This window comes from Schnuerera sp. xch1 (genome assembly GCF_019931165.1).
Classification (GTDB): domain Bacteria; phylum Bacillota; class Clostridia; order Tissierellales; family Tepidimicrobiaceae; genus JAIOUP01.
The window spans coordinates 1-26,194 of the sequence record NZ_JAIOUP010000004.1 but is presented as its reverse complement, the minus strand read 5'-3'; the positions used below and the strand labels follow the sequence as shown (position 1 = coordinate 26,194).

Annotated in this window: 24 protein-coding genes; all 24 read left to right on the top strand. The window is 30.7% G+C overall.

Annotated features, from left to right (window positions below; genetic code table 11):
- Window positions 1–20 precede the first annotated feature (20 nt).
- Complete coding sequence (mfd, locus tag K8M07_RS04960) at window positions 21–3,542, top strand: transcription-repair coupling factor (protein ID WP_223376793.1); 3,522 nt, start codon at window positions 21–23, stop codon at window positions 3,540–3,542.
- Window positions 3,543–3,577: 35 nt separating this feature from the next.
- Entirely contained in the window at window positions 3,578–4,525 is a 948-nt protein-coding gene (locus K8M07_RS04955) for a SurA N-terminal domain-containing protein (protein ID WP_223376792.1), read from the top strand.
- 140 nt (window positions 4,526–4,665) lie between these two features.
- Window positions 4,666–5,217 carry a stage V sporulation protein T gene (spoVT, locus tag K8M07_RS04950; protein ID WP_223376791.1) on the top strand — a complete coding sequence of 184 codons (552 nt, stop codon included), beginning with the start codon at window positions 4,666–4,668 and terminating at the stop codon, window positions 5,215–5,217.
- 146 nt (window positions 5,218–5,363) lie between these two features.
- Window positions 5,364–6,974, top strand: a complete 1,611-nt coding sequence (locus tag K8M07_RS04945; protein ID WP_223376790.1) for a polysaccharide biosynthesis protein — start codon at window positions 5,364–5,366, stop codon at window positions 6,972–6,974.
- 27 nt (window positions 6,975–7,001) lie between these two features.
- Window positions 7,002–8,471 (top strand): nucleoside triphosphate pyrophosphohydrolase, encoded by a 1,470-nt coding sequence (gene mazG, locus K8M07_RS04940; protein ID WP_223376789.1) that lies wholly within the window; start codon window positions 7,002–7,004, stop codon window positions 8,469–8,471.
- Between the two features lie 113 nt (window positions 8,472–8,584).
- Window positions 8,585–8,863 carry an HU family DNA-binding protein gene (locus tag K8M07_RS04935; RefSeq protein WP_223376788.1) on the top strand — a complete coding sequence of 93 codons (279 nt, stop codon included), beginning with the start codon at window positions 8,585–8,587 and terminating at the stop codon, window positions 8,861–8,863.
- A gap of 52 nt (window positions 8,864–8,915) precedes the next feature.
- Window positions 8,916–9,158 carry an RNA-binding S4 domain-containing protein gene (locus tag K8M07_RS04930; protein WP_223376787.1) on the top strand — a complete coding sequence of 81 codons (243 nt, stop codon included), beginning with the start codon at window positions 8,916–8,918 and terminating at the stop codon, window positions 9,156–9,158.
- 69 nt (window positions 9,159–9,227) lie between these two features.
- Window positions 9,228–9,509: a sporulation protein YabP gene (gene yabP / locus K8M07_RS04925; protein ID WP_223376786.1), complete on the top strand. Its 282-nt coding sequence runs from the start codon at window positions 9,228–9,230 to the stop codon at window positions 9,507–9,509.
- A 16-nt stretch (window positions 9,510–9,525) separates the two neighbouring features.
- Window positions 9,526–10,002: a spore cortex biosynthesis protein YabQ gene (gene yabQ, locus K8M07_RS04920; RefSeq protein WP_223376785.1), complete on the top strand. Its 477-nt coding sequence runs from the start codon at window positions 9,526–9,528 to the stop codon at window positions 10,000–10,002.
- Between the two features lie 68 nt (window positions 10,003–10,070).
- A complete protein-coding gene (locus K8M07_RS04915) occupies window positions 10,071–10,391 on the top strand; it encodes an FtsB family cell division protein (RefSeq protein ID WP_223376784.1) in 321 nt (106 codons plus the stop codon).
- A gap of 80 nt (window positions 10,392–10,471) precedes the next feature.
- Window positions 10,472–10,888 (top strand): S1 RNA-binding domain-containing protein, encoded by a 417-nt coding sequence (locus K8M07_RS04910; protein WP_223376783.1) that lies wholly within the window; start codon window positions 10,472–10,474, stop codon window positions 10,886–10,888.
- A gap of 427 nt (window positions 10,889–11,315) precedes the next feature.
- Window positions 11,316–13,661: a stage II sporulation protein E gene (gene spoIIE / locus K8M07_RS04905; RefSeq protein ID WP_223376782.1), complete on the top strand. Its 2,346-nt coding sequence runs from the start codon at window positions 11,316–11,318 to the stop codon at window positions 13,659–13,661.
- Window positions 13,662–13,726: 65 nt separating this feature from the next.
- Window positions 13,727–14,026 (top strand): hypothetical protein, encoded by a 300-nt coding sequence (locus K8M07_RS04900; RefSeq protein ID WP_223376781.1) that lies wholly within the window; start codon window positions 13,727–13,729, stop codon window positions 14,024–14,026.
- 36 nt (window positions 14,027–14,062) lie between these two features.
- Window positions 14,063–15,448, top strand: a complete 1,386-nt coding sequence (tilS, locus tag K8M07_RS04895) for a tRNA lysidine(34) synthetase TilS (protein ID WP_223376780.1) — start codon at window positions 14,063–14,065, stop codon at window positions 15,446–15,448.
- Window positions 15,449–15,465: 17 nt separating this feature from the next.
- A complete protein-coding gene (hpt, locus tag K8M07_RS04890) occupies window positions 15,466–16,002 on the top strand; it encodes a hypoxanthine phosphoribosyltransferase (protein WP_223376779.1) in 537 nt (178 codons plus the stop codon).
- Window positions 16,003–16,099: 97 nt separating this feature from the next.
- Window positions 16,100–17,914: an ATP-dependent zinc metalloprotease FtsH gene (gene ftsH / locus K8M07_RS04885; RefSeq protein ID WP_223376778.1), complete on the top strand. Its 1,815-nt coding sequence runs from the start codon at window positions 16,100–16,102 to the stop codon at window positions 17,912–17,914.
- A gap of 379 nt (window positions 17,915–18,293) precedes the next feature.
- Window positions 18,294–19,589, top strand: a complete 1,296-nt coding sequence (locus tag K8M07_RS04880) for a dicarboxylate/amino acid:cation symporter (RefSeq protein WP_223376777.1) — start codon at window positions 18,294–18,296, stop codon at window positions 19,587–19,589.
- 24 nt (window positions 19,590–19,613) lie between these two features.
- A complete protein-coding gene (locus K8M07_RS04875) occupies window positions 19,614–20,987 on the top strand; it encodes an aspartate aminotransferase family protein (protein WP_223376776.1) in 1,374 nt (457 codons plus the stop codon).
- A 12-nt stretch (window positions 20,988–20,999) separates the two neighbouring features.
- The gene (locus K8M07_RS04870) at window positions 21,000–21,848 is read left to right on the top strand and encodes a 3-keto-5-aminohexanoate cleavage protein (RefSeq protein WP_223376775.1); all 849 of its coding nucleotides are present in this window, start codon (window positions 21,000–21,002) and stop codon (window positions 21,846–21,848) included.
- A 73-nt stretch (window positions 21,849–21,921) separates the two neighbouring features.
- On the top strand, window positions 21,922–22,269 hold the full coding sequence (locus K8M07_RS04865; RefSeq protein ID WP_223376774.1) for a DUF3870 domain-containing protein: 348 nt from the start codon (window positions 21,922–21,924) through the stop codon (window positions 22,267–22,269).
- A gap of 343 nt (window positions 22,270–22,612) precedes the next feature.
- Window positions 22,613–24,292 (top strand): methylmalonyl-CoA mutase, encoded by a 1,680-nt coding sequence (locus K8M07_RS04860; protein WP_223376773.1) that lies wholly within the window; start codon window positions 22,613–22,615, stop codon window positions 24,290–24,292.
- 54 nt (window positions 24,293–24,346) lie between these two features.
- Complete coding sequence (locus K8M07_RS04855; protein WP_223376772.1) at window positions 24,347–24,742, top strand: cobalamin B12-binding domain-containing protein; 396 nt, start codon at window positions 24,347–24,349, stop codon at window positions 24,740–24,742.
- Between the two features lie 17 nt (window positions 24,743–24,759).
- Window positions 24,760–25,692: a methylmalonyl Co-A mutase-associated GTPase MeaB gene (gene meaB, locus K8M07_RS04850; protein ID WP_223376771.1), complete on the top strand. Its 933-nt coding sequence runs from the start codon at window positions 24,760–24,762 to the stop codon at window positions 25,690–25,692.
- Between the two features lie 13 nt (window positions 25,693–25,705).
- Window positions 25,706–26,104, top strand: coding sequence for a methylmalonyl-CoA epimerase (mce, locus tag K8M07_RS04845; RefSeq protein ID WP_223376770.1), 399 nt, complete (start codon window positions 25,706–25,708; stop codon window positions 26,102–26,104).
- The last annotated feature ends 90 nt before the right edge of the window (window positions 26,105–26,194 follow it).

Genomic DNA, 26,194 nt, shown 5'->3' with positions numbered 1-26,194 from the left:
TATGCTTAAGGGGCGCTGATATGATGCAAAATATGTTTATTGATCCATTAAGGAATTGGACTTCTTATAAAAATTTAATACATGATATTAACGAAGGTAAAAGTCCTATTGCTACTCACGGTATTATAGATAAGAATATAGGGCATATTTCTTATGCTCTAAATCAGCATACTGATAAACAAATTTTGATACTAACTCATGATGAAAGAAGAGCTAAGAGGATATATGAAGACATCAAAAAATTTAATGAAGATGTAGTAGAATTGTTTCCTAGCAGAGAAGTAATATTCTATAAGGTTGATGCTATTAGTTCCGAGCGGACTATAAATAGGTTAAAGGTAATTTCACGGTTAGCAAAAAAAGAGTCAATAATTGTGGTTGCCCATATAGAAAGTTTACTGAATAAACTTATTAGTCCTACTCTGTTTAAAAGAGAATCAATGCAAATAGATTTAGATAGTAGAATAGATTTGTATGAATTAGTTCAAAAGCTTGTGAATGGTGGCTATGAAAGAGAAACAATGGTAGAAGGAATAGGACAATTTAGCGTAAGAGGCGGAATAATCGATTTTTTTCCTCCTAATAGTGAGAATCCATATAGGGTTGAGCTTTTTGATGATGAGGTAGATTCAATAAGAATGTTTGATTTAGCAAGTCAAAGATCCTTAAAGGCAGTTAAATCAGTATTTATCCCTCCAGTAAAAGAAATATTTGTATTAGATGATTTCAGAAATTCTATTATAGAGAATATGAAAAAGGATTTAATAAAGGCGACTAGAAAATTAAAAAAAGATTCTGTTGTTAGGAAGAACATGGAGGAAAAGTTCGAAGGATTTATTGAAGCAATTCAAGGAAATTTACACATTTCAAATATGGATATGGTAATTCCATATGTGCCTGGGAAGTACTTGTCAAATATTTTGAGTTATTTAAACGAAAATGGTGTGGTGTTTATAGACGAACCAAGAAGAATAGAAGAAAGGGCAAAAAATATAAAAAATCAATTTTTAATGAAATATACTGATGTTTTAGAAACGGGAGAGGTTCTCTCAAGTCATGCGAAGATTAACTTTGGATATGAAGATATATTTGACAGTTTAAAAGAAAGAATATGTATACTAAACACATCAGTTGCTAAAATCGACAAGAAATTCAAACCGGTATCTGTATTTAATTTTGTAACTAAATCTATGCAATCATTTCATAATAATATTGATCTATTAAGTAAGGAATTAAATTATTATAAATATAGAGGGTATAAGGTTATCATCCTTTCTGGTACAGAAGAAAGAGGTAGGCGTATTGAATCAACTCTGATGGATTTAGGGGTTATATGTAATTATGTAGAGGATATAAATAGAGAAATCAAATCAAGTCAAGTTTTTATAACTCCTGGGAACATAGATGGTGGATTTGAGTATCCAGAAATTAAGTTAGCGATTATTAATGATGAAGAAATATTTGGTTCTTCTAAAGAAATTCGAAGACATAAAAAGAAATTTAAAAAAGAAGATTCGCTTAGTTTTTCTGATTTAAAGATAGGAGATTATGTGGTACATGAAAGTCATGGTATAGGACAATATCAGGGAGTAGAACAATTAAACATTCAAGGAATTATAAAAGATTACCTTATGATTAGATATAAGGGAAGCGATAAATTATATGTGCCCATTGATCAGATGAATTTAATGCAAAAATATGTAGGTGGAGATTCTATAAAGCCAAAGCTTAATAAACTTAGTAGTTCAGAATGGATTAGAACTAAACAAAGGGCTAAAAAGGCTGTAGAAGATATGGCTAAGGAATTGCTTGAATTATATGCTAAAAGGGAGACTTTAGAAGGATTTGCTTTTTCTGAAGATACTATATGGCAAAGGCAGTTTGAAGATTCATTTCCTTATAAAGAAACAGAAGCTCAAATTAAAAGTGTAGATGAAATTAAAAAGGATATGGAAAAAGGAAGACCAATGGACAGATTACTCTGCGGAGATGTAGGATATGGAAAGACAGAAGTAGCTTTAAGAGCTGCTTTTAAGGCGATAATGGACGGAAAGCAAGTAGCTTTTTTGGTTCCTACGACTATATTAGCCCAGCAACATTACAATACTATCAAAGAGAGATTTGATGAATTTCCTATCAATGTAGAAATGTTAAGCAGATTTAGGACTCCGAAAGAACGTAAAGAGGTTATTGAAGGGATTAAAGATGGGACTATAGATATTGTTGTAGGTACTCACAGGCTTTTATCTAAGGATGTATTTTTTAATGATCTAGGTCTATTAATAGTAGATGAAGAACAAAGATTTGGTGTAAAACATAAAGAAGCCTTGAAAAAATTAAAAGAAAATATTGACGTACTCACTCTTACAGCTACACCTATTCCTAGAACTCTTCATATGTCACTTATAGGTATTAGGGATATGAGTGTAATAGATGAGCCACCTGAACAAAGATATCCAGTAGAAACTTATGTTGTGGAATTCAATGAGCAAATGATAAGAGAAGCTATATTAAAAGAAATAGAGAGAGACGGTCAAGTGTATTTTGTATATAATAGAGTAGAAACCATAGATAAAATGGCTACCCGATTAAAAAAGTTGGTCCCAGAGGCTAATATGGCTATAGGGCATGGGCAGATGAGTGAAAGGGAATTAGAAAATGTCATGGTGGACTTTATAGATAAAAAATATGATGTGCTAGTATGTACAACTATTATTGAAACAGGGCTTGATATACCAAATGTGAATACAATAATAATATATAATGCAGACTGGATGGGATTATCACAGCTTTATCAGTTAAGGGGTAGAGTTGGTAGAACTAATAGAATTGCATATGGATATTTTACTTATGGGAAGGACAAGGTTTTAACCGAAGTAGCAGAAAAGAGATTAAGGGCCATAAAGGACTTTACAGAATTTGGATCAGGATTTAAGATTGCGATGAGAGATTTAGAGATAAGAGGTGCTGGAAATCTTTTAGGGATAGAACAGCATGGTCATATTGAGGCTATAGGGTATGATCTTTATGTCAAATTTTTAAATCAAACTATTAAGAAGTTAAAGGGAGAAAAATTCGAAGAAACAGTTGATACAGCTATTGATCTATCAGTAGACGGATATGTACCTTCAAAATATATTGAGGATGAGGAACAAAAAATTGAAATTTATAAGAAGATTGCTGCTGTTGGAAGTGACAAAGATTATAGAGAATTAGTAGATGAATTGATTGATAGATTTGGAGATATTCCTAAAGAAGTAAATAATTTGTTGGATATTTCTTACATTAAGAATAATGCAAGTTTATGTTATATTGAAAATATTACTCAATCAGGAGATATAGTTACTTTAGAATTTAGTTCTATGAAACATATTTCAGCAGACATGATTGATCATCTATCCCGCAAGTATGGAAGAAAAATTCAATTTGATTTATCTAAAAATCCTTCTTTTCATTGTAGATTTAGGAATAATCTACTACTAGAGGTAAGAAAATTAGTCGAGAAAATTAATAGTTTTCATGCTGAGAGAAATAAGATATAATATAATTGGTGTTGTACAGAAAGGATGTTTTAATTGTGAAGCCAAATGCAAATTATTTTATTATTTTATTATTGGTCAGCATAATATCGTCAACAATTGTTGGGTGTAGTAATAATAATAGAGTAAAAGAAGAGGTTGTGGCAGAAGTAAATGGTTATGAGATAACTCAACAGGAGTTTGACGAAGATTTTGAAATGATAAAAAATAATTATATAAGTCAATATGGAGAAGATGTGATGAATCAGGAGTCAAAGGATAATGGAACCTTTGAGGATGTTTTAAGAGAATGGCTGTTGCGAGAATTAATATACGAAAAATTGAAAAGTGAAGAATTAAAAAAATTAGGGATTAAAATAACTGAAGAAGAACAACAAAAATATTTACAGAATATGAATGCTAACAATGAATCTTTAAAAAGAATAGCAAATAGAGAATTAATACATGAAAAGCATAGAGAACATTTTTTTAATGAACTTGAATTATCAGAAAAAGAGATCAAAAAATATTTTGATGAACATAAGGATTCATTAATAAAGGTTAGAGCGAGCCATATAATTGTTGAAACAGAAGAGGACGGAAATGAAGTGTTAAGAAGGTTGCAAGAAGGCGAAGATTTTATTAGTTTAGCTGCTACTGAATCTATATATCCGCAAGCAGCAATTAAAGGTGGAGATTACTTTGTTAAAGGTGGAACTCAATATAAAGAAATTGAAGATGTAGCTCTAGATTTGGGAATTGGTGAAATAAGTGGATTGATAAAAACTGATTTAGGATATCATATAGTGTTAGTAGAAGATAGAATGGATACATTTGATGATTTAAAAGAAGAGGCAAGAGAAGCATTAAAAAATCAAAGGTATTCTGAAGAATTAGATAAATTGATCAATGAAGCTGATGTGAAAATTTATAAGGACTCATTTACAAAGGGAGATGAAGAAGTTGAAGGAAAATTAAAAGAAAGTATTGAAAATGAAAATAATTAATAAAATCTTCACAAGCTTGTGAAGATTTTATTAATTATTTTTTAAGGTAAATACTTTAAGCTAAGATTACCATAAATGTATAAAAAATTCCTATTAGTAAAATAATAATGGCACAATAAATTTTCTTAAGGAGGGAGAAAATGAAGGCTACTGGTATAGTTAGGCGTATAGATGATTTAGGAAGAGTTGTTATACCTAAGGAAATCAGGAGGACCTTGAGGATAAGAGAAGGAGATCCATTAGAAATATTTACAGACAGAGAAGGTGAAGTAATACTAAAAAAATATTCACCTATTGGTGAGTTAAATGAATTTGCAAATGAATATTGTGACTCCTTATATGAAACTACCAACTATATTGCTATTATTACTGATAGGGATAATATAATTGCTGTTGCTGGTGGTTCAAGGAAACAATATCTTGAAAAACGAATAAGTCCAGAATTGGAAAAAATAATGGAGTCAAGAAATGTATATGCAACAAACGAAACAAATAAGCCTATTAAGATATTTTATGAGGATGAAAATGCCAATAATTATTCGGCGCAAGTAATAGCACCGATAATTATGCAAGGAGATCCAATAGGAAGTGCAATACTTATATCAAAGGAACCAGGTACAACTATGGGAGAAATAGAGATTAAGATATTAGAAACTGCAGCAGGATTTTTGTCCAAACAGATGGAAAATTAGCCTACCAATCTTGGTAGGCTAAATTATTTTTTTATTAATAATTAAAAAACACTTGATTAACATCTTATTGTTATATTATCATATTAAAACAAATATATTTTTGATATAATGGATTTAGTTTGGATTAATATTTAGGGGGAAATGTAATGACAAAAAACAATTTTTTAAAGGGAGCAGCTATTCTTGGTGTTGCTGGTATAATTGTAAAAATACTTGGAGCATTTTATAGAATACCTCTTAGTAATATAATAAAAACTGAAGGAATGGGATATTATCAAACAGCTTATCCTTTATATACGCTGTTGTTAACTATATCTACATCAGGCTTTCCAGTTGCAATAGCAAAGTTGGTGTCAGAAAAGAGAGCACTTAGGAATTATAGGGGAGCATATAAGGTATTTAAAGTTGCATTCTTAGGGCTATTAATAACCGGAGTTCTTACATGTTTATTTGTGTTTTTCAATGCCCAAAATATTGTTGATTCTTTAGGAAATGGGAATGCATACTATGCTCTTATTGCATTAGTACCTGCTTTATTTTTTGTGCCTATTATGTCAGCTTTTAGAGGGTTTTTTCAAGGTAGGCAGTTTATGACTCCTACAGCTCTGTCTCAAATTTTTGAACAGTTTTTTAGAGTAACAATAGGGTTGTCATTGACTTTGCTTTTATTGGATAGAGGAAAACCAATAGCGGCTGGTGGAGCTTCATTTGGAGGATCTGCAGGAGCAATAGCTGGAGCAGCAGTAATGATAATTATATACTTAATGAAAAGAAAAGAAATTAACCAAGAATTAAATGTTACTATACAGGAAGAAGAAGACTCATCTATTAAAATCATAAAAGATTTATTGATTATAGCTATTCCTATAACTATAGGTGCTGCGATTGTACCTATAATGAATACCATAGATACAGTGATTGTACTGAGGAGACTTCAAAGTGTAGGATTTACTGCCCTAGAAGCCAATAGTTTATATGGTCAGTTAACAGGACTAGCGCAAACCTTGATTAATTTACCACAAGTTTTTTCTATGGCTTTAGCTGTTAGTCTAGTGCCAGCAATTTCTGAGGTTAATGCCCAAAAAAAATATGGTGAGATTAGAAGTATAAGTTCTTCAGGTATTAGGGTAACATTACTGATAGGTTTACCTTGTGCACTTGGATTATTTGTTTTATCAACACCTATTATAAATCTTTTATATTTTAATAATACAGCAGAAACTATAGATAATACTGGGAAAATATTGGCCATACTCTCTTTTGGAGTAATATTTTTAACGTTGGTACAATCTCTTACTGCTATTTTACAAGGATTGGGCAAACCATTTGTGGCTGTACGAAATTTATTTATAGGTGCAATAACTAAAGTATTTTTAACATATGCATTAACTGGTATTGAAAATATAAATGTAAAAGGTGCGGCTATAAGTACAGTAGTGGCTTATTTTATTGCAGCTTTACTGGACTTAATTAGCGTAAAAAGGTATACTAAAACAAGATTAGATATAAAGGGAATTTTTATAAAACCTTTAACATCTTCTTTGGGGATGATGTTTGCTGCAAGAGTAAGCTATCTGGGGTTAATTAATATTATAGATGATAGATTAGCTACAGTAGTTGCTATTATTATTGCTGGTGTGGTTTATGGTATACTGTTACTAGTAACTGGATCTTTAACATATGATGACTTTAATCTATTGCCGAAGGGAGAAAAGATAGCTGATAAATTAGTAAAACTAAAATTGATAAGTAGATAAATTTCTTATAGCAAAGGAGAAATAAATATGGGAAAGATTAATATTTTAGGATTAGGACCAGGGGATGCCAATTTTCTAACATTAGGGGTAATAAATGAAATAAATAGTGGAAATAAAAATTTCTTGCGTACGAAAAAACATCCCACAATAAAATATTTTGATGATAATTCTATTGAGTATGAATCCTATGATTATGTATACGATAGGGAAGCTGAATTTGAGGATGTATACGAGTATATTGTTGAAGATTTAATTAATAAAGCAGAAAAATATAAGGTTATTAATTATTTAGTACCAGGGAATCCCTTAGTTGCAGAAAAAACTGTAGAGTTGTTACTTGACAAAGAAAATGAAGAACTAGAAATTGAGTTGATGACTGGGATGAGCTTTATTGAACCGGTAATACAACTGATGAAAAGAGATCCCATTAATGGTTTAAAAATAGTAGATGGAATAACATTTGATATAAATGATATAAATATAAATATTGATTTTATAATAACTCAAGTGTACAATAGAAGAGTTGCTTCTAACATAAAACTTGTTCTATCTGAGGTGTATGGAGATGATTATAAAGTTTATTTAATAAATAGTGCAGGAGTAAAGGGGAAAGAAACTTTAAGAGAAATTCCAATCTATAAATTGGATAGAATTGATACTATAGACTCACTTTTTAGTATATATGTAACTAAAATGGACAAAATAACTAAAAATATATATAATATTGATGATATCATATATACAATGAAAAAGTTGAGAAGTGATACAGGCTGTCCATGGGATAGACAGCAAACTCATGAATCTATAAGACAATGTGTGATTGAAGAAGCTTATGAAGTAGTAGATGCCATAGATAGAGGTGATATAGATAGTGTTGTTGAGGAATTAGGAGATTTATTGTTCCAAGTGATATTTCATTGTCAAATAGCTCAAGAGAATGGAGAATTTAACCTTTATAATGTTACAACTGAGTTAAATAAAAAGTTAATTTACAGGCATCCTCATGTTTTTGATGAAAAAAAGGTAGAAAAATCTGATGAAGTGGTATATAATTGGGATAAATTAAAATTTAAGAGTAAAGGTATTTCTACCTATTCAGAGATGCTAAATGATATACCTAAGCTTCCTTCTTTGATGAGAAGCTCCAAAGTTCAAGAGAGAGCAGCGAGGATTGGATTTGATTGGGATAGTACAGATGGAGCTTTAGATAAGATAAAAGAGGAATATTATGAAGTCGTTAAGGAAATAAATACCTTTAAAGGTGGTGATATAGGAAAAATAGAAGAAGAATCAGGAGATCTATTATTTGCTGTTGTAAATTTATGCAGATTTTTAGATGTGAATCCTGAGATTGCATTGAATAAGACAGTAAACAAGTTCATAAGTAGGTTTGAATTCATGGAAAAAAAGAGTAAGGAAATAGGCAAAACATTAGAAGAAATGACACTAGAAGAAATGGATGTACTATGGAATGAAGCTAAACTACATAGACATTGACATTTTAATAGATATTACAGTATAAGAAGAAGGAGTCTTGTAATAAATATAGAATAAACTTATAAGAAAAGATTAATATTAACATTAACATTAAGAAAAAGGAGGAATTAATAATGAATAAGGCAGAATTAGTTGCTAGTATGGCAGAAAAGGGTAATATGACAAAGAAAGATGCAGAGAATGCATTGAATGCATTTATGGAAGCAGTACAGGAAAGCTTAACTGGAGGAGAAAAAGTGCAATTAGTTGGATTTGGAACTTTTGAGGTAAGAGACAGAAAAGCTAGAGAAGGTAGAAATCCAAGAAATCCAGAAGAAGTTATTCAAATTCCTGCATCAAAGGCACCTGTATTTAAAGCAGGTAAAGGATTAAAAGAAGCTGTAAATAAGTAAAAAAATCAGGTCATAGACCTGATTTTTTTTGGTAATAGGGAGGGAATGTATTTTGAGAATCGATAAATTTTTGAAGAATTCCAGAATCATTAAAAGAAGGACTATAGCTAAGGAGGCTTGTGAACAAGGAAAAGTATTTATAAATAGCAAACCGGCTAAACCAGGAGATAACGTCAAAGTAGGAGATATTATACAGATAAATTTTGGATCACATAATCAAAAAGTTCAGGTATTAAGGGTAAGCGATAATGTAAAAAAGGATGAGGCATTACAACTATATAAATTTATAGATTAAAGGCTTTGTTCTAAAAGCCTTTTTTTATTCATAAATATATTAATAATGAATAAACAGGGGGTGAGCCGAATGCCTGAAGGGAGTACAAAGTTTAAAAATCAAAATATTTTAATAGAAGATAGGAGTAAAATTAATGTTACAGGAGTAGAACAGGTAGAAAGTTTTAATGATAATACAATTATTTTAAAAACTATAAGGGGAGGAATGATTATAAAAGGTGAAGATCTTAATGTTGATAAGTTAAACCTAGATGATGGAAATGTGAAAATAACTGGTACTATAAGTGGAATTAATTATGTTGATAAGGAATTATCTCATAAAGGAAATATAATCGGGAAAATATTTAAGTGATTTAGGGTGTTTATAAATGGATACTACTATAAAAATTCAATTTTATATATTTTTAACAGCTGTGTATGGAGGATTAATAACGGGGTTAGCTTATGATATATATAGAGCTACAAGATATTGCTTTAAACCTAAGAAAATAGTTACTATTATAGAGGATTTGTTATTTTGGATTGGAATTGCACTAATATTTTTTTATATTATAAATAAAAGTAGTTGGGATCAATTACGTGGCTATATATTTATTGGCTTTTTCGTTGGAGGATATATATATATAAAGACTTTAAGCAAGATTATATTTTCGTTGACTTTAAAGCTATTTGACGGTATTGGTTATTTATTGAGGAGTATTGTAAACATCTTAATATTACCTTTTAGATTTACCAAGAAAATAATATCGCCTAAATTAAAAAAGATAAATAAAGCAAGAAGAGTGCCAGTAGAGGCTATTAAAGAAATAAAAAGATATAAAAAAATAATTTCTAAAAAAAAATAAAGGATTTTTTGAATTGATGTAGTATAAATATACTAACTAAATGTTTTATTTAAGTAGGTGGTGTTATTGTGAAGAAAAAGAAAAGAGGAAAAAGAGAATTTAGATTAAAACATTTTATTTTTCTATTGATAGTATTTTGGGTAGGGAAAACTTTAATTAGTCAGAGTATAGTAATGAATGATTTATCTGAAGAAAAGCTAAGAAAAGAACAAGAAGTAGTTGAATTGCAGGGAAAAATTGAACAATTACAAATGGAAATTAAAAATAAAGATTCTTTAACATTTGTGGAAAAAGTTGCAAGAGAAAAATTAGGCTTAGTTAAGCCTAGAGAGATTATTTATATTGATAAAAATAGCAGTAATGGTGTTTTTAAGAATTGTAATAACTAGTATAATTTATTGACAATACTAGCATTCTAATATATACTAGAGTAAGAATATAATTAATTATAAGGAGGAGTAGTTTATCTATGCCCGTAACTGTTGGAAAAGTAGTTGAGGGCACAGTCACAGGTATTACAAACTTTGGCGCATTTATTGAATTGTCTGAAGGGAAAAGTGGGCTTGTCCATATTTCTGAGATATCTGATGACTATGTTAAGAAAGTAACCGACTACTTGAAAAAAGATCAGAAAGTTAAAGTAAAAATATTATCAGTATCTAATGATGGCAAAATTAGCCTTTCAATTAGACAAGCTAAACCTAAAACCAACAATCCTATAGAAATTGACTGGGATAAAAATGATGAAAAGCAAAAGTCTATGTCTTTTGAAGATAAGCTCTCTAAGTTTTTAAAAGACAGTAATGAAAAACAAGATATGATTAAGATGAGAGAAGGCAGGAGAAACCTAGGCCAAAGATGTAGGGGGCGAAGCGTGGACTTATAATATCTATAAAACCGGATTTTCCGGTTTTTTTATAATGTGTAAGAGTATATAAAAAGGCACATTGATAATAACGTTTTGAATGGGGCCTTTTTATTTTTTTGTGTTTTTTGTTAATGTAATCTTCACCTTATGCTAATATTATGTCTATATAATAGCTATAACATGCCTATATACTAAGCATAGTGCCTTATCCAAGATTTTATACAAATATAGACATTAAATATGCTTATTTCTCCATTATAGCTATAAGGTTGTTATTTACTAAACTAGAGATATAATGTTTACTTACTTTAGATAAATGAATATCCAAGTATTTATAGAGTATGTGTCAGAAATTTCTTTGTTTTATACAAGAAGTATTGACAAAATATTTTTTTAACCTTTGCTAATATAAATTTACAGGAAAAATAAATGAGGGGGATTAGAGATGTTGAATACGGAATATATTTTATCTAAAGAAAAGAGACGTAATGAAATGATCAATTTTAATTGGGAATATTTAATACCTATTGCTTTGGCTTTTTTTATCAGCAGGGCAAGTATAATTGAAAGATTAACACCATTCGGAATAGCTTTTATGTCAGCGTATATTTTAGCTGGAAAATATAATATTTATGTTTTTATTTCCACTATATTAGGAATCTTTTCATTTCATAGTATAAATGGACTAGATTATATGGTTACAACTACTATTGTTATGATATTACTTAATATTATTAAATCTAAAGAAACGTTTTCAATTATTAAATCATCAATAGTAACATCGGGCATTTTCATATTTATAAAAACATTATATTTAGTGATATTTAAAGAAGTTTTTATTTATGATTTATTAATTATTACTTTTGAAGGATTATTAGTGTTTACGATGACTTATATATTTTCATACAGTTTATCTACTAATTCTGAAGCAAAATCCTATACAAATGAAAAGATTATATGTACTTTTTTAACTTTAGCTTTGATACTATTAGGTATTGGTAGTCTATCAATACTTGAAGCATCTTTGAAAAACATCATTAGTGTATTGATAATATTATATTTTGGATATACAGAAGGAGCATTTATAGGAAGTACTATAGGAATAACTTTAGGAATTGTATCATATATATCTCAGCCAGAGATGCCATTTATTTTATCTATATATGGATTGGCGGGATTGTTAACAGGAGTATTTAAAGATTTGGGGAAAATAGGATCTATTTTAGGATTTGTATTAGGAAATGCAATAATCTCTTTTTATATAAATGGATATGGGATAAGTTTTATAGATTTTAGAGAATTAATAATATCTATTGTAGCTTTTTTAGTTTTATATAAACCATTAAATAACTATTTATCAGATTATGTTGAGCTAATTACGAAAAGAGCAAAAGAAAAGTCTTATTCTCATAGAAAAGATGAAATGACTATAAACAAACTAAATGAAATATCAGATATATTTAGAGGATTAGGAAAGACATTTAAAGATTCTGTTGGAGATAATAAGGCAAATGATGTTGATGAAGTATATGAATTAATCAATGATGTGGCAAATTCCATATGTTCAAATTGTGGGATGAGAAAGTCTTGTTGGAAAGGGAATTTTTATACTACCTATAATGCTATGTTCAAAGCTATAAGTTTATTAGAGGAGAATGAATCATTAACAGATGATAATTTACCCCAATTTTTTAAAGATTATTGTTTAAATAAAAATGGAATACGAAAAGAAATGCTAAGCCGATTTGAAAGGTTTAAGATAAATAACATGTGGAAAAATAAAATAATTCAAAATAGATTATTAGTTTCTGAACAATTAGAAGGAGTAGCAAAGATAATGGAGGATATGGCTAATGATATATATATAAATCCTATTTTTAAAGAGGATTTAGAGGAAATTGTTTATACAAATTTGAAAAGGAATAAGGTGGATATAGATGATGTAATTATATCAGAATTGGAAGATGATAATATTGAAGTATATGTAGAAGTTAATAAAGCCTATAAAGCTATAAACAGTCAAGAAAATATTAAACAAATAGTTTCTGACACTATAGGAATACCTCTAAGGGGAGAGTTTAACATAAATCAATCGGAAAAAGAGAGGGTAAAATTCAAGCTAATAAAAAGTAATAGGTATAGTGCTTTTACAGAAGCAGTCTCAAAACCAAATTATTTAAATAAAGTGTCGGGGGACAATTATACTTTCGGGGAAGGACAAAATACTTATTTTGCAGCCATAAGTGATGGAATGGGAGTAGGCAAAAAGGCAAATAGAGAAAGCGATATAGCAATTAATCTATTGGAAAAGTTCTTAGATGCTAAGTTTGATAAAGAACTGGCTTTAAAAACTATTAACTCTATACTTATGTTGAAGTCAAATGATGAGATATTTACTACATTTGATATATCACTAATAGATTTATATTCAGGGAAATTACAGGTAATAAAAACAGGAGCTCCCGCTACCTTTATTAAGAAAAAGAATAAGGTGGAGGTAATCAATTCACAATCTTTACCAGTAGGAATATTAGATGATGTAGATTTTAACGTATATGAAGAATATTTAGAAGATGGAGATATTATAATTATGATGTCTGATGGGATATTGGATGCAAATGAAGATGAAGATGATACTGAAAAATGGATGAAAGGTGTAATCAATGATATAGATAGTATAAATCCTAAAACTATTGCAACAGGGATTATGAATGCAGCTAAAGAAATAGGTGGTGAAAAAGCAAGAGATGATATGACTGTATTAGTAACAAAGGTTTGGAAGACTATTTAGAATATATTGTATATATCTTATGGATTTGTCAATAATTCTTATAAAAATTGATAGGAGTGATATTTGTGATAAAGCAAATCATACTTATATCTGACGACAAATCCAACATGAAGATTAAACCGCAACATATAGCAAGACTTGTACCAGAGAATGATTTCAAAGTTGATAATGTAAGAATTATTGAGAGTGATGATATTAAAGTTTTAATTTTAGAATTAGAAAACTTTAGTTCTTTATCTCCATTGAATAAAAGAAATAATAAAGACAATAAAAACAATATGAATAAAATTGACTATCTACTTGTAATAAGTATAGTCAGTTTTGTTTTTGTTGTAATTTTTAGTATAAAATCAATAATAAATTAGGGAAAATATCATGTATAATATATATGGGTGATATATATGAAAGAGAAAGTATTAAAAGTTATAGAGAAACATAGACTAATTGAAGACAATGATAACATAGTAATTGGCCTTTCTGGAGGTCCGGATTCTATGGCTCTATTTCATGTGTTGCTGGAAATAAGAAAAGAAATTTGTTTTAATATATTTATTGCTCATGTTAACCACGGAGTAAGGGGGAAAGAATCAGATAAAGATGAGAGGTTTGTAGAGAATTTAGCAAATAGATTGGATTTGCCATATTATTGTAAGACTGTTAACATGGATGAATATGCGATTGAACATAAAATGTCGCCTGAAGAAGCAGGAAGAGAATTAAGATATAATTTTTTTAGAGAAATATTATCCAAAATCGGTGGAGGTAAAATTGCAGTAGCTCATAATAAAAATGATCAGACTGAAACCTTGCTAATGAGATTTTTTAGAGGAACGGGGTTGGAAGGTTTAAAAGGAATGGAATATATAAATAAAGATATAATAAGACCATTGTTGGGTATAGAAAGAAAAGAGATAGAAAAATATCTATCGGATATGAATATAGAGACTAGATTGGATAGAACTAATTTTGAATTAGTATATAATAGAAATAGAATACGGTTAGAAGTGATTCCCTATATTGAGAAGTATTATAATCCAAATATTGTAGAAACACTTTGGAGGACATCACAGCTTATATCTACTGACAACGACTTTTTAGAAAAATATGCGACAAAAGTGTATAATCAGTTGATGAAAAAAAAGACTGATAACTTCATAATCTTAGATGGAAATTCTTTTAAAAAAGAACATAAAAGCATACAGCAAAGAATAATAAGGAATTGTATCATTGATATAAAAGGAAATCTACAAGGAGTTACTAAGAAACATATTTCTGATATAATGACATTATTTTTAAAAAAGGGGACAGGAAAGAGTATTGATTTAATTGATAATATTATAGCCAAGACAAGCTATGAAAATTTCATTATGGAGAAGAAAAATAAGGTTATACATAAAAGTTTTATTTATAAGCTTGAACTAGAAGATGCAACATATATAGACGAGTTAGGGTATGAATTTAATGCAAAAGTTTGTCCTATTAAAAAAATAAAAATAAATAATAAAAATCGGTTTATAAAATACTTTGATTATGATAAAGTAATAGGGGACCTATATATAAGGAATAGAAAAGCTGGAGATCGATTTGTGCCATTTGGAATGAAAGGTACTAAAAAGATAAAGGATTATTTTATTGATGAGAAGGTTGCAAAAGAAGAAAGAGATAGAATTCCACTTATAGTAGATTATAAAAATATTCTTTGGCTAGTTGGTTATAGGATTAACAATTTATATAAGATAACTTCAGACACAAAGAATGTATTAGTAATTGAAGTAAATAGATATTAATCTTAAGGAGGAATAAGATGGAGGATATTGTCAAAGAAGTACTTTTAACTGAAGATGAAATACAAGTAAGGATTAAGGAACTGGGAAAACAAATAACTGAAGATTATAAGGGGAAAAATTTAATATTAATAGGTATATTAAAAGGAGCAGTAATATTTATGTCTGAATTGGTGAAAAATATTGATATGCCAATTTTGATGGATTTTATGGCTGTCTCTAGCTATGGGAAATCATCAACATCGACTGGAATAGTTAGGATAATTAAAGATTTAGATTATAGTGTAGAAGATATGCATATATTGGTTGTTGAGGACATAATAGATACGGGACTTACTCTATCATATTTAACAGATAATTTGAAGAAAAGAGGACCTAAAAGTGTTAAAATTGTGACTCTTTTAGATAAGCCTGAAAGAAGAGAAGTAAATGTTCATGTAGATTACAGTGGATTTAATATACCAGATGAATTTGTAGTAGGTTATGGTTTAGATTATGCTGAACAATATAGAAATTTGCCTTATGTTGCAGCTTTAAAAGAAGAAATATATAATTAATAAAGATTGAAGCTTACAGTTCGAATATGTTGTTTTTTCGCAAAAAATGTGCTATAATTTGAAGATAACTTGACTTTAGCAGAAGGGAGGACTTGGATTGAGAAAATTTTTTAGAGGAACAAGTCTCTACTTGCTTCTACTGATTATAATAATTTTTGTAGTATCCATGATTAACAAAGATGTAGAGCAAGTTATGGAAATTGATGTAACTGAGTTAATAGATCACTTAGAAAATAACGAAATAGAGAGTATTGTAACTGTAGGTGATACTTTAAATGGTAAATTAAAGGATGGAACAGAGTTTACTGTTATGTTACCTGAGCACGTTAGGAATACTTTTTATACAGATTATTTAAAGGATAAAGTAGAAAATAATGAGATAAATAGTTACGCAGCAGAACCAATACCATCGGAACCTTGGTTTATTACAGCATTGCCTACAATTTTTATGATTTTGATAATTGTAGTATTTTGGTTTACTTTTATGCAACAATCCCAAGGTGGAGGTAGTAGGGTGATGTCCTTTGGTAAGAGTAAAGCTAAATTACAAAAGGATGATGATGGACCAAAGATTACCTTTGATGATGTAGCGGGGCTAGAAGAAGAGAAAGAAGAACTTAAAGAAATAGTAGATTTCCTCAAAAATCCAAGGAAATTTATTGAAATAGGTGCTAGGATTCCTAAAGGAGTATTATTAGTAGGGCCACCAGGAACAGGAAAGACCTATTTAAGTAAAGCAGTAGCAGGTGAAGCTGGGGTACCTTTCTTCAGTATTTCTGGTTCTGATTTTGTTGAAATGTTTGTTGGAGTTGGTGCAAGTAGAGTTAGAGATTTATTCGAACAAGCTAAGAAGAATTCACCATGCATAATTTTTATAGATGAAATTGATGCAGTAGGTAGAAGAAGGGGAGCAGGTCTTGGCGGAGGTCATGACGAGAGAGAGCAAACTCTAAATCAATTATTAGTTGAAATGGATGGGTTTGGTACTAATGAAGGAATAATTGTAATGGCAGCAACCAATAGACCTGACATACTAGATCCTGCTATATTAAGACCAGGTAGATTTGACAGACGTGTTAACGTAGGCTTACCTGATATAAAGGCTAGAGAGGAAATTCTTAAAGTTCATACTAGACACAAACCTTTAGATGAGGATGTTGATTTGAAGGTTGTAGCCAAGAGAACTCCAGGATTTACTCCTGCAGATTTAGAAAATTTAACAAATGAGGCAGCTTTGCTTTCAGCTAGAAAAGGCTTGAAAAAAATACCTATGCATATTATAGATGAAGCTTCAATAAAAGTAATAGCAGGACCTGAAAAGAAAAGTAGGGTTATTAGTGAAGAGGAGAAAAAACTAACAGCATATCATGAAGCTGGTCATGCAATTACATCAAGGCTTCTTCCTAATACAGATCCAGTTCATATGGTAACTATAATCCCAAGAGGAGGAGCAGGTGGATTTACCGCTTATTTACCAGAGCAAGATAGATACTTTATGACAAAGAGAAAAATGGAAGATCAGTTAGTAAGTTTATTAGGTGGTAGAGTTGCTGAAGCATTAGTACTTGAAGATATAAGTACTGGCGCTCAAAATGATATTGAAAGAGCAACTAAATTAGCAAGACAAATGGTTACTCACTATGGTATGAGTTCAAATCTTGGCCCAATGACTTATGGTACTGATGAAGAAGAAGTGTTTGTAGGAAGAGACTTTGGCAGGACAAGGAACTATAGTGAAGAAGTTGCAGCAGCTATAGATAGGGAAATGAGAAATTTAATTGATAGGGCATATAATAAAGCTGAAGAATTATTAAAAGAAAATATAAATAAACTTCATAGAGTAGCAAGTGAACTTTTAGAAAAAGAAACTCTTGATGCAAAAGAATTTGAAGAAGTATTTCAAGCAGCGTAGGAATCGAATAGCTTAAATAAAGGAATGAGTTCAACTCATTTCTTTATTTTTTTATAAAAAATTTATAAATTTTTTATAAAAAAATAAAGGATTTTTTAAGCTTATATGGAATAGAATACTAAGACAACCATGTCAGATAATTCTTAATTACATTTCTAGTCACATTATTCTAAATTAAATATTTAAATGTTAAAATACTGCTTTATTTGTGGTAATAAGGCTATACCCGAATTGCTTAGCAGATAAAACCCAGTATTAATGATTTACTATTGTCATTAATACTGGGTTTTTATATTTCTTATAGAAGGGAGGGTGAGGCTAGTAATTGATTTAGGCTGTCAAAGAAAATATTGTAAAGAGATTAAAGGAGTGGTATTTGGTGAAAAAAAGAGAATTGAAATTATTCCACAAAATTTTCATCGGTTTATTCCTAGGAATTATAGTAGGAATCATACTAAGTTCTATTGGAAGAGACCATCCAATCGTTGTTAAAATAGTGCCATGGCTTGGATTATTAGGAGATATCTTCTTAAGACTTATTAAGATGGTAGTAGTTCCATTGGTTCTATTTTCAATAACTAGTGGAGTAGCCAGTTTAACTGAGATCAGTAAGCTAAGAAGCATAGGGATCAAAACAATACTTTTCTTCTTTGGAACAGGATTTTTATGTATAGGTACTGGATTAGTTATGGCAAACATATTTAAACCAGGTTCAGGTTTAAATATTGCTGAAGTAGGTGCTGATGCAGTTGAAATGAGGGAGCTTCCATCTGTATTTGAATCAATATTAGGATTATTCCCACAGAACATTTTTGATTCATTATCACAGGGGGAAATGCTTCATATTATTTCCTTTTGTATATTTGTTGGAGCAGGGCTGCTTTTAATGGGTGAAAGGGGAAAACCTATTATAGATTTAATCAACAGATGTTCTGATCTTATGTATAAGGTAGTAGATATTGTTGTACAATTTACTCCTGTTGGAGTATTTGGACTTATGGCAAAGGCTGTAGCAACCTTTGGAGTAGGTATATTTGGACCTGTATTCAAGTTTATATTAGTAGATTATGGTGCAAATATATTCACTGTAGTAGTATGGTATTCCTTAATACTATATTTTATGGGAAGGGTAAAACCAATGAGATTTTTCAAAAAAGCATTTGAATCTTGGGCAATAGCCTTTAGTACATGTACTAGTGCTGCTGCTCTTCCTATAGCAATGAAAAATGGTGTAGACGAAATAGGTATTCCAAAGGAAACTGCAAGCTTCGTACTACCTCTAGGTGCAACTGCTAATATGAATGGTACTGGAATTTATTTTGGAGTTGTTGTAATGTTTGCATCTCAATTATATGGTATACCAATATCAATTAGTCAGCAGATTATGTTAGTTTTAACTGCAACATTGTTATCTATAGGATGTGCTGCTGCACCTCAAACAGGACTTATTATTTCAATAGCATTATTGACGAACTTAGGAATACCCCTAGATGCTATAGCATTAATTGCAGGAGTATATAGAATAGTTGATCAGATTCACACTTCTACCAATTCACTAGGGGATTTAGTTGTTGCAGTTTCTGTATCATCCTTAGAAGGTGATTTAGATAGGGAATTATTAGAACATGGAGGTATGTACGCTGAAAAAAAGCTAGTTAAACCTTATCATAAATAAAGAATTTAGGAAGGGGGATTTAATATGAGTTTAAACAAAGCTCCAAAAAACAATGTGTTTTATAGAAATCAAAATTGGCATTATCCTAGAATTAAAAAAGGTGAGGGAATCTACCTTATTGGAGAGAATGGTAAGAAATACATCGATGGTTGTTCTGGTTCTGCTGTGGCGAATATAGGTCATGGGAATAGAGAGGTAGCAGAGTTTGTTAAGGAGCATATAGAAAGAATTGCATTTACACATTTATCCCGTTGGACTGTTGATTCCATTGAAAAATGTGCAGAAAGAATTGTTAACTGGTGCCCAGAAGGATTAAACCATGTATATTTTGTATCTGGTGGATCTGAAGCTACTGAAGCTGCAATAAAAATGGCTAGACAGTATTTTGTAGAAAGAGATGGACATAAGACGAGTAAATGGAAAGTTATATCTAAGTGGAATTCCTATCATGGCGCTACAATGGGGTCTTTATCTATGACAGGTAGCGTTGGAAGAAGAAAGATATATGATCCTTTGTTAGCAAACTTTCCAAAAATAAATCAATTCTACCACTATAGAAATCCTTGGGGAGTAGAAACATTAGAGGAGACCAGTACATTAGCTGCAAAAGAATTAGAAAGAGAAATATTAAGACATGGTCCAGAAAATATAGCTGCATTTATATCAGAACCAGTAATAGGTTCAGCTGCTCCTGGAGTATACCCAGAGAAGGTTTATTTCCGAATGGTGAGAGAAATATGTGATAAATACGATGTTTTGTTTATAATGGATGAGGTTATGGCAGGTACAGGTAGAACAGGTAAGAAAATGGCCTCTGATCATTTTGAAGCTAAGCCAGATATTTTAGCAATTGCTAAGGGATTAAGTAGCGGTTATACTCCAATAGGTGCTGCAGTATGTACCGATGAAATATTTAATACTATTATGGTAGAAGGGACTGGTAATTTTATTCACGGTCATACGTATGCAGGAAACCCACTATCCTGTGGAATTGCAGATAAGGTAATGGAAATCATTGAAAGAGAAAGTTATATAGAAAATTGTGCAATACAAGGAGAATATCTGTTAAAGAAATTAGAAGGACTATACAATTATCCTATTGTAGGAGATATTAGGGGTAAAGGTCTCATGGTAGGTATTGAATTTGTTAAAGAACAAGATATAAAGGAACCTTTTGAAGTATCAGAGAATGTCAAGGGAAAGATAACCAACAATGGACTGGAAGAAGGATTAGTAGTATATCCAGGTGGAGGATCTGTTGATGGAGTCAGAGGAGACCATATATTATTAGCACCTCCAATTAATATAACTAAAGAAGAGGTAGATCTGTTATATGCAAAATTAGACAGATCTGTTAAAAAAACTACAGAAGAGGTCTTGGGACAAAAAGTATATTAAGGAGGTTTGATCATGAATTATAGAAAAGAAAAATTAATAATTACTATTGCACTTACGGGAAACGTTCCCACAAAAGAAATGAATCCTAATACTCCAATTACAATCAATGAAATAGTAGATGATATAATTAAATGTAAGGAAGCAGGCGCTTCTGTAGCTCATATTCATGTAAGGGATGAAGAAGGGAATCCTACTTGTGATAGGGAATTGTATAAAAAGTTATTAGAGGAATTAGAAAGGAGAGATTGCGATATTATAACTCAACTTTCTACAGGAGCTAGAGGTGGAGGGAATACTGCTAAATGGCGGGGACAAATGTTGGATTTAAATGCAGAAATGGCAAGTTTAGCCACAGGTTCATCTAACTTCACAACTCAAGTAAATGCAAACTCTTTTGAATTAATTGAAGAACTAGCTAATAAAATGTATGAAAATAATATAAAACCGGAAATAGAAGCCTTTGATTTAGGGATGATCGATAATACAAAATATCTAGTGAAAAGAGGCATTTTAAAGCCACCTCTACAATTCAACCTTGTAATGAATGTAAGAGGTTCAGTATCTGGTACTCTTAGAAATTTATTACACATGGTAGAATCTTTGCCAGAAGGTTCAACTTTTACAGTTTCAGGAATAGGGTTAAGTCAAGTCTCAATGCTTACCATGTCTATCTTATTGGGAGGACATACGAGAACTGGTTTGGAAGATACAATCCTTTATGACAAAGGTATTTTGGCGACTAATCAAATGTTAGTAGAGAGAGTAGTTAGAATTGCTAAAGAACTAGGAAGGGAGATAGCTACTCCAGATGAAGCCAGAAGTATATTGGGAATTAAAAAAATAAAAAGGCTGCAATGTTAAAGGCAGCCTTTTTATAAAGTAGCTAGAAAATTTTATAAAAAGATAGAGAATATATTCTATAGGAGGTGAAGTAATGAGGAAAGTTCGAGATTTTGGAGAGGATACTATATATTTTGTTTCCTATGCAAAGCTTCCATCCGATATATCTGCTACTTATGTACATAAGGTAGTAGGAGTAGGTTTTTTAATTAATGTCAAGACGGGAATAATAGAAGATGTAATGGTAACTTTAATATCTGATTTATGTAAAGATTTCATAGCTTATCTTGCAATAGGTTGTAATATTGAAAAGGATGGTATAGACGATATAGTAAAAAAAATAGAAACTAGGTTTTTTGGATATTCACAGAAAGCTGTAGTAGTGGCTACAAAAGGAGTATATAGAAGATATCTAAAGTGGAAAGAAGAAAATCAAAGATAATAAAACTGTTTTATTTGTGGGAATGAGATTAAATCTAAATTCCACATCAAATAAAATCCAGTACTAATGACTTTAATAGGCGTTAGTACTATTTTTTATAATGAATAGGAAAGTTTTTTTCTATTATATAAAATATTAATTAAAAAAACTCTCCGTGTATGAGTTTCAAGAAAAGCTATTTTTAATGCTTCGATAGAAGTTTTTTTTATATATTTTGCAATATTTATTTCATTTTTAAAATAAATTGAAATTCATGTTGTCAAATCATCAAAAGTATCGGTATAATAGTTAGAGAACCATATTGATTTTAGATAGACTTTTCTAATATGAAGGAGGGTAAGATATGTTTAATGAAAAGGATCTAAAGGATATTGAAGCGGCTAGGGATAAATGGGAAAAAGAAAAAGTAAAAAAGGTCACTAGTAGATTTCCAGAAAGAAAGAAAGTTTTTAAGACAGGATCTAATTTAGAAGTTGATAGAGTTTATACACCAGAAGATATAGAGGATTTAGACTATAATGAAAAAATAGGTTTTCCAGGAGAATATCCATATACTAGAGGCGTTCAACCAACGATGTATAGAGGAAGACTTTGGACCATGAGGCAATATGCTGGTTTTGCAACTGCTGAGGAATCTAATAATAGATATAAATATTTATTAGAGCAAGGACAAACTGGACTTAGTGTTGCATTTGATTTACCTACTCAAATTGGATATGATTCAGATCATCCATTATCTGAAGGAGAAGTAGGAAAGGTTGGAGTTGCTATAGATTCATTAAAGGACATGGAAGTATTATTTGATGGAATACCTTTGGATAAGGTTAGTACATCTATGACTATAAATGCACCTGCAAGTGTTTTGTTAGCTATGTATATTGCAGTTGCAGAAAAACAAGGAGTATCTAAAGATAAGTTAAGGGGAACTATTCAGAATGATATATTAAAAGAATATATTGCAAGGGGAACTTATATATTTCCACCTAAAGTTTCAATGAGGTTGATAACTAATATATTCGAATATTGTTCTAAGGAAGTACCTAGGTGGAACACAATAAGTATAAGTGGGTATCATATAAGAGAAGCTGGGGCTACTGCAGTTCAAGAAGTAGCGTTCACTTTGGCTGACGGAATTGCCTATGTGGAAGCAGCTATTAAAGCAGGATTAGATGTAGATGACTTTGCACCTAGATTATCTTTCTTCTTTAATGCTCATAATGATCTATTAGAAGAGGTTGCTAAGTTTAGAGCAGCAAGAAGGATGTGGGCAAAGATTATGAAGGAAAGGTTTAATGCTAAGAATGAAAAATCCATGATGCTTAAATTCCATACTCAAACAGCCGGTTCCACATTAACAGCACAACAGCCAGATAATAATATTGTTAGAGTAACAATTCAAGCACTAGCGGCTGTTTTAGGAGGAACTCAATCACTACATACAAATTCTAGAGATGAAGCCTTAGCGTTACCTACAGAAGAATCAGTAAGAATAGCTTTAAAGACTCAGCAAATTGTAGCTCATGAATCTGGGGTAACAGAAACTATAGACCCATTAGCTGGTTCTTATTATGTAGAAAGCCTAACAGATAGAATAGAAAGTGAAGCTATAGAATATATTGATAAGATTGATAAACTAGGTGGCGCAGCTAAAGCAATAGAAAAAGGATATATTCAAAAGGAAATACAAAACTCCGCATACAATTATCAAATGGAAATTGAATCACAAGAAAAGATAGTAGTAGGAGTAAATAAATTTCAAATAGAAGAGGATATTCACAAGGATATATTAAAAGTTGATCCAGAGATTGAAAGGTTCCAAAGAGAAAAGCTTGAGACATTAAAACGAGAAAGGAATAACAAAGAAGTAGAAAATAAATTGAACAAATTAAAAGAAGTAGCGGATACATCTGAAAACTTAGTTCCATATATAATGGATGCAGTAAGAGTCTATGCTACATTAGGTGAAATCTGTGGAGTTTTAAGAGAAGTATTTGGCGAATATGAACAATCTGTAATACTATAAAATTGGTAAAAGATAATTGTATATTATAAAGTGAATAGAGAGGGAGGTATAAAAATGAATAGGCCAATAAGAGTGTTAGTAGCAAAGCCTGGATTAGATGGCCACGATAGAGGAGCTAAAGTGATAGCAAGAGCATTGAGAGATGCAGGTATGGAAGTAATATATACGGGACTTAGGCAGACTCCAGAACAAATTGTGGCGGCAGCAATTCAAGAAGACGTAGATGTAATAGCTATGAGTATACTATCTGGAGCTCACAATCATCTTTTCCCAAAGGTAGTAAATTTATTGAAGGAAGAGGGAATAGATGATGTATTAACAATTGGAGGAGGAGTAATTCCTGATGAGGATATACCTACGTTAAAAGATGCTGGCATAGAAAGGATATTTACTCCAGGAACATCAACTTCAGAAGTTGTAGAATTTATAAAGAATAATTTAAAGAGATAATACAGGTGGTGCTTTGATTGAATATAGAAAAAAGGCTTCTTAAGGGTGATAGAAGAGCTTGCGCAAGACTTATTACCATGTTGGAAAATGATGATGAAAGAGCAATAGAAATAATTAAACGATTATACAAGCACTCGGGAAATGCTTATATTATAGGGATAACAGGACCTCCTGGTAGTGGTAAAAGTACTCTTACAAATAGATTGGCAAGAAAGCTTAGAAATAGAGATAAGAAAGTGGGCATTTTAGCTATAGATCCAACTAGTCCTTTTACAGGTGGGGCAATCTTAGGAGACAGAATTAGGATGAGTGATTTGGCTTTAGATAAGGGTATATTTATAAGAAGTATGGGAACTAGAGGTTCCTTAGGAGGAATGTCTAAGGCTACTTGGAGCGCAGCCAAGGTTTTAGACATATATGGTATGGATTATATATTTATTGAGACTGTAGGAGTAGGTCAGTCTGAAGTCGATATAGTGAAAGTAGCAGATACAGTATTGATGATAATGGTTCCAAATTTGGGAGACGATATACAAGCAATAAAAGCTGGCATAATGGAAATAGGGGATATATTTGCTATAAATAAATCTGATCTAGACGGAGCAGATAAGACTAAAATGGAAATAGAGATGAACTTGGATTTAAATGATAAGAAGGACTATAGGCCTCCTGTGATAAAGGTATCGGCTACACAAGATGAAAATATGGATAAATTAGTTGAGAAATTAATAGAGCATAGGAATTATATGGAACGAACTGAGAAACTTATTGAAAGAAGAAAAGACAATACCAAGTTTAAAATAATAAAATTAATAGAAGAAGAATTGATGAACTTGATTATGGATAGGGCATTGGAACAGAATTTATTGGAAAGTCTTTCAAATGAAGTTGTATTAAATGATTTAGATCCTTATACTGCTAAGGATAAGATAATGAGGCTTATTAAATAATAGGAGGGATTTTATGGTGAATAAAGTTGACCATATAGGCATAGCTGTAAAAGATTTAGACAAAACAATCAAATTTTATGAAGAAATATTGGGTATAAAATGTGTAGATACTGAGATTGTAGAAGAACAAAAGGTAAAAACAGCTTTTTTGCCTATAGGGGATACGGAAATAGAACTGTTAGAATCTACTGATAAAAGTGGTGCAATTTCCAAATTTATAGAAAAAAGAGGTCAGGGCATTCAACATATTGCTTATAGAGTTGATGACATAGAGAAAGCTCTAGAAGAGTTAAAAAAAAGAGGAATTAGGCTAATAGATGAAAAGCCTAGAGATGGAGCTGGAGGAGCGAAGATTGCCTTTTTACATCCAAAATCTACTTTTGGAGTTTTAATAGAATTTTGTGAAAGATAATAATTAGATAAAAAGGAGGACCAAAATTGAATGAGAAAATTGAAAATCTCCTAGAAACCAAAAAAAGAATAGAACTTGGTGGCGGAGAAA

Excerpts from the sequence above, each read along its gene's own strand:
- mfd (WP_223376793.1), top strand. The coding sequence starts at position 21 with ATGATGCAAAATATGTTTATTGATCCATTAAGGAATTGGACTTCTTAT.
- spoVT (WP_223376791.1), top strand. The coding sequence starts at position 4,666 with ATGAAGGCTACTGGTATAGTTAGGCGTATAGATGATTTAGGAAGAGTT.
- K8M07_RS04945 (WP_223376790.1), top strand. The coding sequence starts at position 5,364 with ATGACAAAAAACAATTTTTTAAAGGGAGCAGCTATTCTTGGTGTTGCT.
- mazG (WP_223376789.1), top strand. The coding sequence starts at position 7,002 with ATGGGAAAGATTAATATTTTAGGATTAGGACCAGGGGATGCCAATTTT.
- K8M07_RS04935 (WP_223376788.1), top strand. The coding sequence starts at position 8,585 with ATGAATAAGGCAGAATTAGTTGCTAGTATGGCAGAAAAGGGTAATATG.
- yabP (WP_223376786.1), top strand. The coding sequence starts at position 9,228 with ATGCCTGAAGGGAGTACAAAGTTTAAAAATCAAAATATTTTAATAGAA.
- yabQ (WP_223376785.1), top strand. The coding sequence starts at position 9,526 with ATGGATACTACTATAAAAATTCAATTTTATATATTTTTAACAGCTGTG.
- K8M07_RS04910 (WP_223376783.1), top strand. The coding sequence starts at position 10,472 with ATGCCCGTAACTGTTGGAAAAGTAGTTGAGGGCACAGTCACAGGTATT.
- spoIIE (WP_223376782.1), top strand. The coding sequence starts at position 11,316 with ATGTTGAATACGGAATATATTTTATCTAAAGAAAAGAGACGTAATGAA.
- tilS (WP_223376780.1), top strand. The coding sequence starts at position 14,063 with ATGAAAGAGAAAGTATTAAAAGTTATAGAGAAACATAGACTAATTGAA.
- hpt (WP_223376779.1), top strand. The coding sequence starts at position 15,466 with ATGGAGGATATTGTCAAAGAAGTACTTTTAACTGAAGATGAAATACAA.
- K8M07_RS04875 (WP_223376776.1), top strand. The coding sequence starts at position 19,614 with ATGAGTTTAAACAAAGCTCCAAAAAACAATGTGTTTTATAGAAATCAA.
- K8M07_RS04870 (WP_223376775.1), top strand. The coding sequence starts at position 21,000 with ATGAATTATAGAAAAGAAAAATTAATAATTACTATTGCACTTACGGGA.
- K8M07_RS04865 (WP_223376774.1), top strand. The coding sequence starts at position 21,922 with ATGAGGAAAGTTCGAGATTTTGGAGAGGATACTATATATTTTGTTTCC.
- K8M07_RS04860 (WP_223376773.1), top strand. The coding sequence starts at position 22,613 with ATGTTTAATGAAAAGGATCTAAAGGATATTGAAGCGGCTAGGGATAAA.
- K8M07_RS04855 (WP_223376772.1), top strand. The coding sequence starts at position 24,347 with ATGAATAGGCCAATAAGAGTGTTAGTAGCAAAGCCTGGATTAGATGGC.
- mce (WP_223376770.1), top strand. The coding sequence starts at position 25,706 with ATGGTGAATAAAGTTGACCATATAGGCATAGCTGTAAAAGATTTAGAC.